Annotated in this window: 10 protein-coding genes and 1 pseudogene; 2 read left to right on the plus strand and 9 right to left on the minus strand. The window is 40.8% G+C overall.

Translation table 11 applies throughout. The annotated features are described in order from the left end of the window. Positions 1-32 precede the first annotated feature (32 nt). From A9P82_RS11705 to A9P82_RS11755, 9 genes and pseudogenes are all read right to left on the minus strand, one after another. Positions 33-2,303 carry a glycosyl hydrolase family 95 catalytic domain-containing protein gene (locus A9P82_RS11705; RefSeq protein ID WP_066208018.1) on the minus strand — a complete coding sequence of 757 codons (2,271 nt, stop codon included), beginning with the start codon at positions 2,301-2,303 and terminating at the stop codon, positions 33-35. Positions 2,304-2,339: 36 nt separating this feature from the next. Beyond that, a complete protein-coding gene (locus A9P82_RS11710) occupies positions 2,340-4,262 on the minus strand; it encodes an alpha-L-fucosidase (RefSeq protein WP_066209888.1) in 1,923 nt (640 codons plus the stop codon). Between the two features lie 111 nt (positions 4,263-4,373). Continuing rightward, positions 4,374-6,704, minus strand: a complete 2,331-nt coding sequence (locus A9P82_RS11715) for a family 20 glycosylhydrolase (protein ID WP_082915328.1) — start codon at positions 6,702-6,704, stop codon at positions 4,374-4,376. Between the two features lie 493 nt (positions 6,705-7,197). Next, a complete protein-coding gene (locus A9P82_RS11725; protein ID WP_066208022.1) occupies positions 7,198-8,232 on the minus strand; it encodes a DUF4998 domain-containing protein in 1,035 nt (344 codons plus the stop codon). Positions 8,233-8,269: 37 nt separating this feature from the next. Beyond that, positions 8,270-9,520 carry a DUF5000 domain-containing lipoprotein gene (locus A9P82_RS11730; RefSeq protein ID WP_197492160.1) on the minus strand — a complete coding sequence of 417 codons (1,251 nt, stop codon included), beginning with the start codon at positions 9,518-9,520 and terminating at the stop codon, positions 8,270-8,272. Between the two features lie 131 nt (positions 9,521-9,651). Beyond that, the gene (locus A9P82_RS11735; protein ID WP_066208023.1) at positions 9,652-11,544 is read right to left on the minus strand and encodes a RagB/SusD family nutrient uptake outer membrane protein; all 1,893 of its coding nucleotides are present in this window, start codon (positions 11,542-11,544) and stop codon (positions 9,652-9,654) included. A 45-nt stretch (positions 11,545-11,589) separates the two neighbouring features. Continuing rightward, positions 11,590-15,138: pseudogene (locus A9P82_RS15885) on the minus strand (SusC/RagA family TonB-linked outer membrane protein). Positions 15,139-15,473: 335 nt separating this feature from the next. Continuing rightward, positions 15,474-16,529 (minus strand): FecR family protein, encoded by a 1,056-nt coding sequence (locus A9P82_RS11750; protein ID WP_066208032.1) that lies wholly within the window; start codon positions 16,527-16,529, stop codon positions 15,474-15,476. Positions 16,530-16,647: 118 nt separating this feature from the next. Continuing rightward, a complete protein-coding gene (locus tag A9P82_RS11755) occupies positions 16,648-17,196 on the minus strand; it encodes an RNA polymerase sigma factor (protein ID WP_066208035.1) in 549 nt (182 codons plus the stop codon). A gap of 283 nt (positions 17,197-17,479) precedes the next feature. Here A9P82_RS11755 and A9P82_RS11760 point away from each other — a divergent pair, with 283 nt between their 5' ends. Both A9P82_RS11760 and mscL read left to right on the plus strand, forming a co-directional pair. Next, entirely contained in the window at positions 17,480-18,025 is a 546-nt protein-coding gene (locus tag A9P82_RS11760; protein ID WP_066208037.1) for a D-glycero-alpha-D-manno-heptose-1,7-bisphosphate 7-phosphatase, read from the plus strand. Between the two features lie 90 nt (positions 18,026-18,115). After that, entirely contained in the window at positions 18,116-18,547 is a 432-nt protein-coding gene (mscL, locus tag A9P82_RS11765) for a large conductance mechanosensitive channel protein MscL (protein ID WP_066208040.1), read from the plus strand. Positions 18,548-18,557: the final 10 nt, after the last annotated feature.

The raw sequence follows: 18,557 nt of genomic DNA on the forward strand, positions 1-18,557 counted from the left end.
AAAGAACAGAACATTGCAAAACAATTTTTATATTAATCGTTTTTCAGCACAATTGTTCCTCCTTTTTGGAAAACAATTTTCATCAGCCCATTGGTTATTTCTGTTGAAACAACGCCCTGCTTTTTTTCAATATTTTGGATTTTAAAAGGAAGTTTTAATAGAGCTGTTCCGCCTTTTTCCGAAACGATTTTTATTTCGGAAACAACACCATTATTTTTCTTTGCACTTACAAGAAAAGCGCCTTCTGCCCGAAGATTATTGAAAGATATATTTTTCCACCCGTCCGGCACAGCGGGAAAAACCTCTGTAACACCGGAATAGCTTTGTAACAGCATTTGTTGCACGCCTTCTGCAAAAGCAAAATTGCCTTCTAATGTGAAAGGTCGGTAAGTAAAGCCGGAAAATTGTCCGCCTTTCTGGTCGCCGTTCAAATGAAAGCTGTTGGGCGAACAAAAATTGCTTGCGAAAATGCGCAACTCTTTTGCAGCATTTTCTCCGTCTTTTGCACGGGCATATAAGCACGCAGCCCAGCTAAATGAGTAGCCGCACCATTCGCGCGTTCCCGTATGTTGCAGCCAATGCAGCGAGCTGTCGATAACAGCTTTGTCCGAAGAACGTTCGGGGTTTAATAAACCTAAAGGAAAAATTGCCATCAGGTTGGAATGATGACGATGCGAAACCGTTCTGTCTTCGCCGGGCGCCATCATCAAACCAGTGCTGTCAACAGCCAGTGGCGGAAGCTGCGACAAATCTTTTTTCCATTGTTCCGTCTCGTTTTTTTTACCTGCAGCTTCGGCTATTTCGGCTGCGGCGCCAAAAGCAAAACGCATGAGCGCCACATCGTAATTGGTATTTCCCTGTGTGTACCAAGCAGAAATATCATTGTCGTGATATTCAGGACTTGAGCTTAATGGCAATACACGCTTTCCATTTTTCAACACTGTAATTTCCGACAAATACGCAGCTACATCATGTATATAAGGATACGCCCGCCGCATTAGAAAATTTTTGTCCATCGAGTATTTCCATTGCCAGTAAAAATATTGAGAGAGCCACGCGCTAATCGTAGGAGATAAAGAATATTGAATCCATCCGCCCATCGGTTTGCCGGAAAGCGTTGCCACACCGGGAACATTCAAGCCATCGGTTTGAAAATATTGCTTCGTAAATTTTTTGTTTTCTTCACGCACATTCCAAAGCCAGTCGGTGAAAGAAGCCGCTTCCTGCAAATGATTGCCGGCAAATGAAAGCCAATAGCTCAACTGTGTATTCAGGTCGTTGTGAATATCGCCTTTCCAGGGCGGAAGCAAACCGTTGTCGGCAGTCCACACAGCTTGCAAAGTTACGGGCGGCGCGCCTCTGCGGGCAACACAGCCAAATTTGTATAGCTCTGAATAATATTGTTTTTGCAATAAGGTATCGGGAATTTCTACCGATGATTTTGCCCAATAATTTTTCCACCATTGTACATGCGAAGGCAATATTTTTTGATAGCCGTGCGCTAATTTATCCGTACATATTTTCTCGGCAACGTAATTTTTTTTTTCGTCTTTTTGATAAGAAGCGATGCTCCAAATGCCTTCGAGCGTATCGTTTTTATATTTCCACGAAATGCTTACTTCATAACGAAAACCATTGCTGCCGGGTTGTATGTAAGTGATATGATGTTTATCTTTTTCAACCATTCCCTTGGCATAACCCAAATTAACCAAAGCCTGACCATTAACCGTACTGTTGCCATTATTTTCTTTTTTAAGTTGATAAGCGGGCATTAATAATTGCGGCAATATTCCGGGAGAAACGTGTATAAGCCGAAACGCGCCAAACGGCTCTGTTGCGTGAATAAAAGCATCTAATTTTGCACCGTTTTTCCAAATAACTTTTGCCGTTGCCGTAGCAATATCCACCGAAGCAGAATTTACTTCGCCTAAAGAAGCAATATTAAACTCCAGCGCGGCGGCGGGTATTTTGGTAGGGTAGGGAATAGCGTCGTAAGGCACATCGCCGAGCTGCTGAACGGTGTCGTATTGATGTTTCATTACTTGCTGTTCTACCCATTTGAAATTGAATTTAGAAATATCGAGCGCTTGCCTTTCGTCCCACAAGTCGGCTCTGTCTATGGAGAAACGCAGAGCATCGCCTTTTTGCCAAATGAGCGCGCCCAACATTCCGTTGCCCAAAGGCAAAGCTTCGTCCCAGCGTTTCGGTAATGAAGCAAATGTAATGTTGTACCCGGGCAAAGACTGAGCTTGTACAGATAAACTACATACAATAAAAATGATAACTGGCATGCCCTTTTTCATCCGTAATTTTTTATCTTGGTTAAAAGCAAAAACGTCTTATTCAAATCCCAGTTCTGCAATAGTTGGACTTTGATTATCTACGGTGTGCAAAATGCCGAATTTAAAATACCTTGCATTAACTGTAGCCGAAAATGTTACAGTTTGTAAATTAAGGCTTGCCTTTATATTGGAAAACTCGCCTGATGAAAGCTTGCTCCACGTTTTTCCGTCAGCGCTTGCAGAAAGTTCATATCTGTCGATAATGCCGCCGGTTTGATTGTCTTGTCTTGGCAAATAACTGAAAGAAGAAATGGTTTTTGTTTTGCCTAAATCAACAATTACATTCTGTGGGAAATTTGCATTGTTGCTTTGCCAGAATGTTGCGGAGTTATTATCAATAATGGCATTTGCATTTTTGATATTGGTAATTTTCCAATCCGATTTTGAAACGGTTTTTTCTTTCTTACGAACAGTTTCATATTCACTCAAATCAGGCTGACTGAATAAGGCGAAATCGCTCAAAGCCACGCATACCGGCGATTTTACAACGGTCAATCTTAATTTGTTTGTCGTAATTTTTTTGTTCAGCAGTACCAGTCGTTCACTGCCAATGCTGTTAGCGCCTGCAATGTTTTGCCATTGATTATCGATAAAAGCATCAATGGAAACAGAATCAATACGCTGACCGAGTTTTGTATTTTCTTTCAAACGAATAATATCAAATGTCCTTGCTTCGGGCAGCGTTATAGTGAGTTGAGGTGTGTGAATATCATCATCTGTAGCCCAATAACTAAATTGATCATTGTCCAATAAATTTTTTGTTCCGTAGTGTTTATTATCATTGCCGCGAACGTTGGAAGCCTTGATGCGTGCGCCTTTCGCAAGGTTTACGGCGAATGTTTCTTTGAGAACATCCCCAAATTCTTTTAAGTTAATGGAATCTGTTTTATAAACCAATCCGTCTCTGTCCGGCGGCACATTCAATATTAACGCAGCACCACGACCAACAGTAACCAGGTAATGTTTCCACAGATCTGCTACAGAACGCACTTTATCGTTTTGACTCTGATGCCAAAACCATCCCGGACGTATAGAAAGGTCAGACTCCGCCGGCATCCAGTATCGTCCGTTACGTGTACCATTTGTTGAAAGTTCGGACTTAATAGTTCCATTTGACGGCGCTTTACCGGGAATGTTGGATATTGGTGTAAACGTTTGCCAGCAGGGGATTCCGGCATAGCCTTGTTCATTGCCCACCCAGCGAAGGTCGGCACCTATGTCGCCGAAAATCAATGCGTGCGGTTGTAATTTCCGTTCCAGTTGCCACACGCTCGGCCAGTTGTAATAAGTAGTGCGGTCTATTTTTCTTTCTTCTCGCGCACCGCCGTAATAGCCGTCTCCACCGTTGGCGCCATCGTGCCATATTTCAAAAACAGGTCCGTAATTGGTAAGCAATTCTTTTAATTGTTCGCGATATATTTTGTTTACATAATCCTGCGTTCCGTAGCTTGGATTATTTCTGTCCCAGGGCGAGAGATATACGCCAAAGCGCAATCCGTATTTACGGCAGGCTTCTTCGATTTCTTTTACCAAATCGCCTTTGCCGTTGCGGAACGGGCTTTTTGTAATATTATGTTCTGTGGTTTTGGTGGGCCACAAGCAAAAACCATCGTGATGCTTGCACGTAAGCACAATGCCCGTAAAGCCGCCCTGCTTGATGCTGCGTACAATTTGGTCGGCATCGAAATGTTTGGGATTGAAAAGCGCAGGGTCTTCATCGCCATAACCCCATTCTTTATCAGTAAAAGTATTGAGTCCGAAATGAATAAAAGCATACAAATTATTTTCCTGCCAGTTCAACTGGTTTTCATTGGGCAATACGCCGTAAGGCTTGGGCGGCGCTATTTTTTGCGCGCTGATAACTGTTACAAACAAGCAAAACGTAAGCAGAAATGCAAACAATATTTTTTTATTCATCATTATAATTGTTTTTAAATTAAAATAAAAATAGGTTACAACAAGCAATATTAATTAGCCTGTCCCTATTTATTTTATGTGAAAAAATATTTTACTAATTTACCATGTATTTTCTCAGTTCATATTTCTGATTTCAGTTTCAGAGAGAACACGGTTCCAAATCTTCAGTTCATCTATTTTGCCATTAAAACCACCTACTTGCTGAAGCGGGAAAAATAAAGTTTCGACCAATCTTCTTTTGGTGCTGTCCTTATCATGGAATTGAATAAAATGATCGTAAAGATGATCTTGCAATTTACCGTTTACATACAAATCCGTACCCTTATTTGTTCCGGCTATAACTATGTGTGTCCATACATTTGCCGGTACGGCATAATTAAAGCTAAAATTATAGCCGTCTCTTGAAAAGCCCATTAATCCGGAGTTGCCTTGTTTAAGTTTAAGCACCGCATCCGGCGATGAAAATATAGAAGCATTGTCATTATTATTACCGGAAGGATTGATGAAAAAAGAAACGGTGTAATTATAACCGGCTTCTGTAACAAGAAGCTCGGCATAACTATTTTTCCCGTCGAATAAAAGTGCGTGCCCTTTCAAGCCTTTTACAAAAGAAGCATTTACCGTTTTTATTTGTTTGCCGGCTTTGTCAAAACTAAAATACAAAGTGCTATCCGGCAACCTTCCGCGAATATTGAGTCCGGGGCCTTCCCCAACCAACAAGCTTGAGTCTTTAAATGCATCAAATGCCATTTTGGGTTTGTTGCCGTTCCACATTTTCTGCGACAATACCTGCACGGCAGGAAAAACACGGTCGTTTACGTCTTTTTCGCTTACACCGTTGCCCACGACATCGTTCCACTCGGCAAAAGCAGCCCCTTCAATGGTAGGATCGCCTGCTTTGAAATGAACGTTACCCACAGAAACCAGAGGCGACCATTCATTATAAAGCTTTTTCAGGTCGAGATAATCGTAATAATAGCCGGCAGCCGGCACGATATACAACCAGGCATCCGGTGTACTGATTTGTCTGAAACCCAGTCTTTTCATTTCGCGCGGTTCAGAGAAATCCTTAGACCAAATATCTATTGTAACGCCCTTGCTTCGTACAGGCGTCTTTCCCGGCGACCAGGTTAAACCACCCCACATTCTCACTTCTTTTCCGTAAGACTGGACAAATTTTATCATACGATCTGTAAAAGCCCGATAAGCCTCCGCATCTTTTTTGTTATATTCGTCTGTCCCTATATTTACTGCAGGGCCGGTAAACACAGGATGAGGACCTTCCAGATATTCCCTGAACACTTGTTGGATAACGGAATCGGTAAGCGGATTGTGCAAGTCCAAATGATCGCGCCCGTATTCCTTGCTTCCGATAGCAGGAACCGCTTTGGTAAATGCCAGCGAATGCGCAGGAACATCTATTTCGGGAACAATATTCACACCGTACTCATCGGCCAGTTTTTGTAAATCACGGAACTCTTGCTTCGTGTAAGAGCCGTCTTTGGCGGTCAAACCCGGGAAGCTTTCATTTTCCAATCTGAACGCCGAATAGGTGCTGTCCCAGTTGTAACCGAAAAAAGAATTAAAGCCGTTATCGTTCAAATGAATCTGGAAATCGTTCATCTTATAATACGACAGGAGCTTTACATAATCCCTCAGAAACGTTAAACTGAAAAATTTTCTCCCGTCGTCCAGGACAAACCCTCTTACTTTGAATTGGGGATAATCCCTCGCAGTTCCTTGAGGAATATTTTTTGACCTTGACAATAACTGCAACAGCGTTCTTGTTCCCCAAAACAGTCCTTGATATGCCGTTGCGCTTATTTTAATTTTATCGCTTACAGAAAAATAATAACCTTCGCTGCCAATTGAACGGTCTTTTTCTTTCAGGGATAAACAGATATCGCCCTTCTGCGCTTTGGCGTCTGCGATTTGCAGATGTAACCCTGTTACTTCTTTAATATCTTTTTGTAAGATTGTGGCGGCTTGCATCGTTTCTTTGGAAGATGCATCGGCAATAATCCTTATGGCCGATGAGAAAATATACTCTCCTTTGTCGCCGTACCATTCCTGCAACGAGGGAATTATGAAAGGTTTTGGATTGGTTCCTTCATCTGTATATTTACCGGAAACGTTTATTTTTTTTGAAATATCCGTAATATCTGTATCGTTTTTTTCATTTACAAGATTCAGGTACAATTCAACATCGGTATTCACCAACGGAACATGCACATCGCCTGCGGTATCGATAATTGACGAATGGTCGCTGCCCTTGTATATTAATTTATAGCCTGCAGGAGCAGCGGGCAACTCGATTTTATTTTGGCCGATAGTTATTTTTTGCGAAAGACTTTGTATAACGCTGTCGCCGGTTTGCGCCTTTGACTGGTTCGTTATTAATAACACTGCCGTTAATAGTACTTGATGCCTAAGAAAATATTTCATAAAGAAGTATTTAGAGATACTTACCAATCTCCGCCGGCTATAAAAATAAAAGTGTTACAACAAAAAACAGCAGAATCAGAAAGAAATCCGGACAAACGATTGTGTAGCAGTTTCCTTACCGGTTATTATCTGCATATCGGATAAGTCACGTTTTTCAGTATGAAAAATCTGATAAACCCTGAAATAAATAAGTTTCACTGTAATTACACAAAGCTGACAGAGATAGTATTCCAATATGCGGACACGCTATTTCCGACACGGAACGCGCGATTAACGGCATGCAATACATTATTCCTATGGTGGAATACGCGTATTGTATAACCAAACTGTGCCGAAGCGTAACGGAATTCGCGTGTTTTATTACGCAACAGCGGTTGAAAAAGCCCGCCCACAGGGAGCAGGCTTGTTTTATGGCAAAGGGTATGCTATTGTTTTTATAACCTCCCATAATATCGGATTTGTGCGAACACAACCACAGCATTAATATTTATTCTTACGGATTAAGAAAAGTATAAGTTTCATTCATAACATCTCCGTAAGGATCTTGCCACCAGGCAGTGATCACACCTGTTTTCGGATTGAAATTATTCCGGAAATCAGAATAACCCGATACGTCTAAGACTGGACAATCCACTGTAACTTTATATGTTGAAAGATCAATATTATATGAAGGCGGGTATGCACTATAACCGGAATAACCAGCCAGATATGCAGCATTTAAACGGAAAGGGTTATCCGTACTGCTTGATAAAATAACAGTTGATGTACCGGAGTTTACATTATTACCGCTTAAAGCTGTCCAAGTATATGTTCCGGCAAAACGATAGTTTACAATTAATGTATCAGGCTTAGAAGTATAAAAAGTATCGGGAGAATTGCTTGATGGTTTATACCCGGATTGGTAGTACACTGTAGAATTGAGTACCATATTTGGAATTTTCATCAGACCACTACTGTCGGCGGGAATGAAAATGGTTTGAACTTTTCCGGATTTATCGGTGTACCAGACCTTAGTAGTAAGGTTTGAGGTATCGGTGTTTGCAAACCAGTTAAGATAAGTTGTGTCATTGCCTCCTCCAAAGTAATCGTAAGTAAATCCTCTGTTGGTAAGATTACTGCTGTATATCGAACCGTATACAACTGCATTCTGCAATTCTACGGGTATTGACTTGTTTCCTTTCGCATCATAAGAATAAATACTAATTGTATATACATCCGTCTCGGAAAGGTTATCAATAAAAACGCTGTCAAGCCCGGTTTTTCCGGAAGGAGGAGTGTACGACATAGAATCGGCTCCGCCGCCGTTGTTCCAGTAAATTTCATACTTCACTACCGACGGGTCAACCTGTGGACCCCAAACCAACAGCAATCTGTTCAGTCCGCCGTATGCGTGTAAATCCGGCGCAGTAGCGGGATATACATCCTGCCCGTAAGCGTAGTATTTACGATAGTCAGTAGACTTGGTACACGCCTGCAATAAAAGCGCGACACTGAAAATAATTAAACCCGATATTTTTATATTCTTCATATCTTCTGTATTAAAGCTTTAAATAAATTTGATAAGATTACCACGCAGTATTACCATAAAATGTAAGCTCTGCAGTAATGTTATTGGTAATACCGGTATAGCTGTCCAACGCTTCAAATCGGATGTATCTTACCGGCGGGTTTTGCGAACTGAGACCATATTCAAAACCTGCAGCCGCAAACGCCTGGTCTGCCGCAGTAGTCTGTCCCATAGGTAAGCCGGATGGTTTTGCAGGCGGTTCAAAATTGCCCAGGTTCGTCCAGTCGCCCACAACGTCTCCTCTTTCGGATTGCAATGGCAATTGTGCATCATGCGGATTAGCAACATTGCTTCCCCAAATGGCAAAATGCTGACAGTTCTCGTTTTGCCAGGGCCACGTTCCGAGTCGGGGCCAGTATATAAAGCGGCTTAGTTTGGCTGTTACGCCCATATCGAAAGTACACACCACAGGAAAACCGGTTGTTGAGATGCCGCGCCAGTCACTTGATGCATCGCTGCCGCCGTCCGCGCTGTAACGTTCATCCCAGAGTTGGCTTACAGGCCAGTTTGCCGGCGCATCAGAAGCCAACACATAAGTACGGAACAGAGATTTATCTAATTTTATTTCCGGCAGCGGCGTAAGTGTCGAATAAGTTGTATCGGAAGCATTGCCGTATTGGTCAGTATAATAAACTGCAAATTTGGACGGCTCGCTGGGAAATCCTCTCACATTATATTCCATCAGGCTGTCTTTTGAATATGCCTGATAAAAATGCTGATAAGTTTGTGTTGTTGAATCGAAATAAAGAATTACATATTGAACTGCCTCCGATGTATCGGTATTTATCGCAGTTACATAAGGACCTCCGAAATCAGGAGTTAAAGAAGCTGTCTCGCTGGCAATCAAATATGGCGGAGTCTCCGGGTGTACGGTAACAACAACAGAATCGGAAGATACATTCGCATTGGTTACTACCTTCAAAGATACCTTATAGTCTTGGCTTTTCTGGAATCCGCGCAATCTCATAGAGTCTAACAGGTAGCTTGCTTTCTTGGTCTGTACCACATTTCTGTCATTGCTGATGTAAGTTGCCTGCACATATAAAACATTGGGCGAATTAGGAAGTGTGTAAGAAATATTAGCACCTCCCGGTGTATTGGTTACTTTTATATTGGTTACAACGCCCGGCTTTGTTTTATCGCCGGAAGTTATAATGTTGAAATCGCTCTTGCCATTGCACGATACAAAAAGTATAGCAAGCAAGCAAAGGCATTGATACAGATTTATATTATTGAACATCTTTTTCATGTGTTTCTTTTTTATATTTTTTAAATTGTCACATGGAATGCCGTTAAAACAATTACCGCTTTGGGTATGTCGAAGATTTATGGGCATTTCATCTTCATTAATTTTTTATTTTTCTGTACAAGAATTTATTTTTACCAACCGATATTTTGAACTAATTGGTTATCGTTAATCAAAGTATTGGTATTAATGGGCCAGAAATAATCCTTTGTAGACATATAAGGGACAAAAGCAACAAAAAACTGATAATACTGCTGCGGTGTAGTAACATGTACAAAACCGCTCCATCCTCGGACAGACTGCCCTGCAAACAATGGCACGTATTCCTTCCACCGGCGTAAGTCCCAACCGATTTCGCCTTCGAAGCACAGTTCAATTCTTCTTTCCTGATGAATAATTGATCGTAAGCCGGACTGAGAGAGTGGCTTATTGGGATTATTGGAATATTGCGACCAGGATTCAACCACGCCTTGTAAACCTGCGCGTACACGTACGGAATCGACATAAGCGTAGGCATCTGCGGTAGGACCATTCGCTTCATTTGATGCTTCTGCATATAAAAGATATAAATCCGACAACCTCATTACCGGCGGGTAATAGGTAGAATATACAAGGTTGGAAGACAGACCGGAAGTGGTATAAGGAGTCAGTTTCTTGGGCCAATAGCCGGTAAGATTATTGCCATAAGTGGGAGTAAGCGCATTTTGATACTGGAGCTTCGTAGTATCCGTTACGCCGAAACCGTACCATACTCCTCCATCAAAAGCAAGATCGGCATAAAATCTCGGCTCGCGGTTTAAATGCAATTTTATAGTGTTATAGCCGGCGTGTACCTGGTATTTGGTAATGTTATCACTCGGTGCTGCCGTGATTGAATACCTGTTGTTATAATCATAATTTTTGTCTTCGTTGATAGGAACACCGTTGTTTGTGTAGAATAATTCTGCTATTGCCTCGGGTACTGCCAACTGCGTAGTTCCTTCATCTGCTCCCCCTGAAACATAAGTTCCCGGCAAATCAGGCATCCAGGCTGCCTGCAGGCCACTTGTTACGGCTACATTGCCGGGCCAGATATTTTCAGGTATCTGCAAAGACTGAGGTCCGGTAATAGGGTCTTGTATCGAGAACTGTTGCCTTATTGCGTTGGGAACAACCGATGTGGGATTGCTGTAATAGAGATAAATACCATTTTGATGGGCAGCATCTACCGCAGCTTTGCATGCTGCTGCTGCAATCTTCCATTTATTCGGGTCGGCTGTCGCGGGGAAAAGTTGTTCGCCGTCGGATCCTTTTAGCTTTGCTTCATTCGGATCGCCATTAAATAGGGGGCTTGCCTGTGTTACCAATGCTTTTGCTTTCAAGGCAAGTGCCATAATACTGGTAGCCCTGCCGTATTCTGCTACGGCAGATATAGTCGGCGGCAACACGGCTGCTGCACTATCCAATAATTGAACTACATAACTGAACACGCTATCCGATGGTGCTCTGGGGATTTTTGCCTCATCCGTCGGAGTGTTGATGGGCATATTTTCTTTTACAATAGGCACAGGTCCGTATTGACGCAGCAACAGAAAATAATAATAGGCTTTCAAGAAAAGGACTTCACCTATCCATCTGTCTTTCTCGCCTTGGGTAAGATCTACCGGCTTGTCAACATTCTCAAGAAAAGTATTGCATTTACGGATGGCTTTATAAAGGTTCTCAAAATTGTCATACACGGGAGCATCCGCCGTTTGTATGCCACGCAGATAACGCCATATTGCAGGGTTGCTGAAAATATAATCGCCGGCACCTAAGGTATTGTCTATAATTTCTCCTGAAGTTGTAAATCCGGGATTTGCATATAATGTTTCCTGCGACTGCATATAACTGTAACAGGTATACAGATAATTTAAGGCATCATTTCTGTTATCAAATGCCATATCTATGGTAGCAACATCGTCCGGAACAATATCCAGGTACTTTTTACATGAAGCACAGGACATTACCACCACTATAATTAAAAATATATTCTTTACTTTTTTCATAAAATATCTTTTATTTTATATTTTAATCCTTGATAATTTAATACGTTATAAAGTAAGGTTAATGCCTACGTTATAAACTTTTTGGATAGGGTATGCAAATCCACTGCCTCCTTGTTCCACATCCCACATTTTAAATTTGCTGAAAGTGAGCAGGTTCATTCCGCTGAAGTAAATCCTGCAATTGCTTAGATGGAATGTTTTGAGCCACTTACGGGGAAGCGTGTAACCGGCTTCCAAAGATTTTAATCTGAGGAAAGCGCCGTTGCGCATCCACCAACTGCTTGCCTGCAGGTTATTTACCATATCTGCGACCGTAGTTCCCAATCTCGGATATTCTGCATAGAGATTCTGATTTTGCAGGCTCCAGTGATTATTAGCAAATTCCGTAAGTACCTGTGCATTGGATTGAGCTATAAACGACTGGGCATTGCCATCGTACTGTTGTATAAACGGGCTTACTGAGCTTGCATCTATAAAGAAAGAAACCATTGCGTTGCCCTGGAAAAAGAAGTCAAGGTCGAACTGCTTGTATCGTATGCTTCCGCCAAATCCGTAAGTGATTTCCGGTACAGTCGGATACCCCAACGGCACTTGGTCAAAGCTGCTTATCTGACCGTCATTATTAATATCCTTATATTTAATGTCGCCGCCCATTGCCGCATTTCCGGGAATATTTTTGTAGGTAAACTGCTGTCTGGGAGAATTTGCCGCTTCCGCATCATCTACAAAAAGACGGTCTGCCACATAGCCGAATTGCTGCCCAATGAGTGTCCCGGATTTGTACATCCACGGATAAGGATAATCCGGCTCTTCATATTTCCCATATCTGTTCTGTGCAAAAGTGAAATTGCCTCTTGCAACAAAGCTCCAGTCTTGCCCGATGGATTTTGAATAATCCATTTGAATCTCCATACCTTTTTGTGTAGCCGTACCTAAGTTGGCGCCAACACTTGCTTCAAGCCCTAACGTCGGAATATCAATACGGTTTTGATATATGTCCGAACGGTGGTTATCATAAACATCTACCGTAAGGTTCAGGCTGTTAAAGAAAGAAACCTCCATACCAAGGTCTAATTGTTTGGACTTTTCCCACGTAACATCCGGGTTGGCATAATTGGTAATGCTTACACCATTTTCAGAAAATGTACCTACGCCATTTACGCCGGTTGTCGCCGGAGCTCCCCCGTTGAGATTAACACTTGACATATAGAAAAAACGTGCAGACGATATATTATCATAACCAATTAATCCGTAAGAGCCTCTCAATTTCAGTCTGGTAATTACATCGTTTATTTTCTTGCCTTTCCAGAATTTCTCATTGGAAATATTCCATGCCGCACCAATGGTGGGAAAGAAGCCAAACCTGTGGTCACTTGAAAAACGCTCGGAACCGTTATAGGCAAAACTCGGCTCTATCACATAACGGTTATCGTAAGTATAACTTAAACGTACAGAAGAGTTCAGATTTCTATGCGGAAGCGACAATTCCAATGCTGTATTCACTCCGTCAGAAGCAGGATTGGAATATAATATCTGCTGGCTTTGTCCTACTGCAGTAGCATTTAACCTGTGCTTCCCAAAAGACCTATCATAAGTGAGTATTCCCTGAAAACTAGTCTGAGTTGTAATACTGGGTGTAGTAGGCGTGTAACTTAAATTACTGGCAGCTTGACCCGGCTGACTGTTGAGTCATGATAATTTGTATTGATTGTTATAAATATCATACTGGCTTACCTGGTAATAATAAGGGCTGTATTGTCTTACGGCGTTAAAATACGAATAGCGCTGCGTATAAAATGTTCCTTTGAATGCAAGCCCTTTAGTTAAAAAATCTAATTTTTGAGAAAGATTAACCTGCGCATTCATCGTTGATTGGGAATATTGCGAATAGCCTTTTAGCAAGTCTGCATAAGGGTTATCATATAATGAACTGGTACCTCCTGCCGAATATGTTGAGTTTCCGAAAAGAATCCATTTGTCATAGATATTTGCCGAATCCGGCTCAAAATAAGCAGGAAATAATACCGGCGATGCATACATGATTCTTTGCCACAAATCAGAGGCTCCCGACGGGTCGGAAGTAATAGGTCCGGTATAATCATTAAAATTGCCCCATAATGCTACTGAAAGCAAGGTTGATTTAGTAAGATTAATATCTACATTGGAGCGAAACTGAGCGTTTTGCAATTTTACGTTGTTATTAAAATTGTTTACGGGACTTACTTTTAAGATACCATTGTCCAGATTATAAGAGCCGGAAACATAGTAGGTGGCAACCTGTCCGCCGCCGCGAAAACTTACATTGGCTCTTTGATTGGATGTATGGTCTTTAAACAAATCCTCCTCCCAATTCTCGGCAGGGTACACATACGGATTGCTTCCCTGCGCATGTTTCATCGTTTGTTCCGTATTGTATATTTTATTTGCATCAAATACCTCCGGCGTTGTTGGACTACGGGTGGTAATTGCTTCATTAAATAAATTTTCATAAGTTACGGGGTCAACCACGGAGAGTTGCTTTGTAGGCATCGAAAAAGAATTTTCTAATTTTACATACATCTGCACCTTACCTTCTTTTCCTCTTTTTGTTGTTACCAACAACACGCCGTTTGCACCACGGGAGCCATACAATGCGGTAGCGCTCGCATCTTTTAACAAAGAGAAAGATGAAATATCATCTACCTGCAGATTTGCTAAGTCGGTAGAACTGGATTCTATGTTATCTATCAGTATCAACGGGCTTGCACTGTAACCGAAAGTGGCAACACCACGCACAAAAAACTGTGAGTTATTAAACCCCGGCTGGCCGTTTGCCTGGTAAGCGATAATACCGGGCACTGCGCCGGCTAAGGCATTGGTAAGGTTACTGGAAGGTATTTTCAAATCTTCAACTTTTACCGACGTAACGGCGCCTGTTACAGATTCTTTTGTTTGTCTTTGCCCAAAGGCAGTAACAACCACTTCCTGACCGGCAGAAACTATAGCAGGATGCAATACCACATTTACATTCGAGGTACTGCCGTTAAACAATACAGTGTCCGGTTCATATCCCACAAAACTGAACACCACCGGACTATTTACCGGAACATCCAAAACATATTTACCATTGTTATCCGTGAAAGTACCGATTTTGGTACCCGGCACAGTTATACTTACTCCGCTAAGTATTTTAGAAGTAGTGTCTCTTACTGTTCCTATAATTGATACTTGGGGCGCACCGGTTACAGGTGCACTCTTTTTGGGTATAGCTCCGGCAGCCGGAACGGAATCCAAATCGATAAGAATGGAAAGAGGTTCATTACTCTTGATTGTTTGCCCGGGTATAGTTTTTACAACATAGCCGGCAGCCGTTACTGCAAAATCAATATTGCCCTCCGGCAACTGATAAAAAATAAACTTTCCCTGTTTGTCCGATAAAACGGAAGAAACGGTATCGCCGTCTTTGACAGCTTTTACCTTGGCAAAGGGAATCGGGCTTAGCGACGACTTATTGCGTACAATACCGGATGCAGCTACATTCTGCTGCGCATAAAGCAGTCCGCCACCTAAGCTGAACAATAATAATAGCAAGCCGTATTTTAGTTTTTCACTCATAAGGGATTTTTTAATCTTTCTTGAACAAATTATTAATACGTTAATAATAGTATTACGAAAGATTTAACCCTTTTACCCTAATCGGTGTGAAAAAATATTTAAGTTTTTTTTGAAAACTACAAATTATATAAAATAATTATTATGTGATAGTGAGATAATTTGTTAATACAGGTTTTGTTTAAAGGGTGGTATAAAGCAGATTCTTTTTGGCGTTGCAATAACTCATCAAAATATTCTTATACATTAATTTTATGGTTAGTTATTGGTCATTGCTGAGCCAAGACCAATAACGGCGGAAAACCACTCTAAGAAAGTTCCATTTTGTACACAAAAAATTACCGCAAAGTAAATACTCTGACTGCAGAAGTGCTGTCAACAGAAAGCTTCATGCCGTTCATAAGCGAAATATTTTCCAAAATACTTTCGACAGATTCTTTATCATACAGCGTTCCTACAAATCTTACCTGAGCAATACTATTTTCCGGATAAATAATTTTGACACGATATTTCTCTGCCAAATAATTTAAAACCTCCGCCAGGCTTCTATCGTCAAATTGTTTGTACTTTTCAACAGAAACAGCTCTTGGCTTATTATTTAAAGCTACATCTTCTTCAAATGTATTCTTCGTTCTGTCAAACAGTATTGTTTTACCGGGCAGCATATAATATATTTTGTGACTTGTCGAAGAATCTGCTTGTGTAGAACGTACCAATATTTTGCCTTCAATCAGTTTTACAGATATTTTATTTCCATTGGAGTTTACTTTAAACTCTGTTCCCAACGCCGTTGTAGCAACTTCATTGCAAAAGACGGTAAAGGGTCTTTTGGCATCCTTGGCTACTTTAAAAACAGCGGTTCCTACAAGAAATATATCACGCTTTTCAATATCAAAATTTTCCTTATAGCTTATTTTACCTCCTGCAAACAGTTGAACACGGGAACTATCGGGCAGGGTTATATATTCTGTTTTGTCCGAAAGATTTTCCCTGGTTATTATTGGAACCTCGTGCTTAATATTTATTGGCGGTGGCGTATTTAATACCTCGTTTACATTTTTCGAAGCAATAATTCTTTGTTTTCCGATTTTATTTTGACCCATGAAAAAGAATAGCAGAATACAGGCGGCAGTTGCAGCAACAGTAAAGTATATACGTTTAAATGTTGCCTTGCTTTTTTGTGGGTGGGAAGTATCCGAAAAGTTATCTGATGAAATCTTTTCATTACCGGGTGTTTGTTTTATAGTTGACAGAAATATATTCCATTCGTCTTCCGAAAAATATTCCAAAAATTCAGACGGATGATTTTTCAGATATCGATAAATCTCTGTCTTTTCCTCGTCGGAGCAATGTTCGTTTTCGCTGAAATATTTTTTAATTAATTTCTCTACCACAAAACAAAAGTATTTAATTGTAAAACGTTTTCAAAAGCTCATTTATAGAAAACGGAAGAAATTTTTATCCGAAAAAGTTTTTTATAAAACAAAAATAATGTATATTAAAAAGGACACATTATTTGACAAAAAAGAACAACAAAACAAAAAGTACGTTGAGGTATGGCTCTAATTGTTTTCTTGCAAGTTCCAAATGCTTATTTACCGTTTTAACGGAGATTGATAATGTGCACGCAATTTCTTTATAGCTGAAATGTTGTATTCTCAAATTGAACACTTTTTGCCTCATGGGCGGCATTTGTTTCAGAATGTCTTCTAAAATTCTTTTGGCATTATAACCATTAATCAATTCGTTTCCGGATGTTTTTTCCATTTCTCTGCTTTCGGCAAATGAATTGATTTTGATTCTTTCCTTCTCTGTTTTTCTCAACACATCTATCAGCGTCGATTTTGCCATCTGAAATATCTGGGCTCCCATCGGAACATCGTTTTTCAGCTCTTCCCGAGATTTCCACAACTTAATAAAAGTCATTTGTACTACCTCATTTGCATAAAACTCCGAGTTGGTTTTCATGTAAATAAAATCGTACAGTTTGGCACTGTAATCGTTATACATTTGGTTAAAAAAAGTAAGGTCATTTGTTTTAAGCTTAATAATGGTATTCATTGTCTGGTTACCGAAATTTACAAGTTAAGAAAATGGCTATCGGGTCTCTACCTTGTTATTATTATAACAACAATTACAAGTGAAACAAAACTATAATAAAATACAACCAACTAACACCCATAAACAAAATTTGAGCAAACGATTGTGTAGCCGGATTTCTCAAAAAATCTCCTACATACATGGAACAAGGCACATAACATTGATAAATTTTTTAATGTGTAAAGTAGTCGGCAGATTCGTATTCTTCATTAACAACCTTCCCGCTTTTCTCTATATTTGTCCCATGATAAATAAAGAATGGACGCTGTTTCTCGACCGCGACGGCGTATTAAATAAAGATGTAGTTAATGGCATAGGTTATGTAATAGGCGTGGAAAATATGAATGTATTGCCGGGCGTGCCGGAAGCCATGCAAAAACTATCTTTACTTTTCGGAACCATCGTCATCTGCACCAACCAACGAAGTATCGGCAAAGGACTTTTGTCCCTGGAAGAATTTCACAGGATGAACGAAAAAATGTTAAGCGTGCTTGAGCCCGCCGGCGGAAGAATCGACAAAATATATTTTGCCCCCGATTTGGAAGACGATGCTTTTAACCGCAAACCCAAACCCGGTATGGCTTTGCAGGCGAAGCAGGATTTTCCGCATATCGATTTTTCCAAAAGCGTAATGGTGGGAAACAACCTCAGCGATATGCAATTTGCACGCAATGCCGGTATTAACGAAACCGTTTTTGTAACGACAACAATCCCTGACGTTCCGTACCCGAATCCTCTGATTGATAAAAAATTCGACAGTTTGAAAGCCTATGCCGACAGCCTTGGATAAATATAAGGATAAAATAAAATTTTTAAATATTGAATATTTATTATTTTTGAAATGAATAACCTATTTCATCCACCCGCAAAAAATTAAAACATGGGATTCGCAAAAGAATTTAAAGAATTTGCCGTAAAAGGCAACGCCATTGACCTTGCAGTAGGCGTTATCATCGGCGGTGCATTCGGCACTATCGTTACCAGTGTAATTAACGATTTAATTATGCCCGTCGTAGGCGCAATCATCGGCAAGCCCGATTTCAGCAGCTTGTACATCGTATTGAAGGGCAATGTACCACCCGGGACAAAACTGGAAGAGGCACGCAAAATTGCCGACACATCCATCTTTGCTTACGGAAATTTCATTACGGTTGCCATTAATTTCTTATTGCTGGCTTTGGTTGTGTTTTTCCTGGTTAGAGCTATCAACAAAATGAAAAAAGCGCCGGCACCGGTTGATGCAGCACCACCTGCTCCAACTCCTACAGAAGCGCTGCTTACTGAAATCAGAGACGCGCTGAAAAGCAAATAACTTATTATCA

The organism is Arachidicoccus sp. BS20, assembly GCF_001659705.1.
Taxonomy (GTDB): Bacteria; Bacteroidota; Bacteroidia; order Chitinophagales; family Chitinophagaceae; genus Arachidicoccus.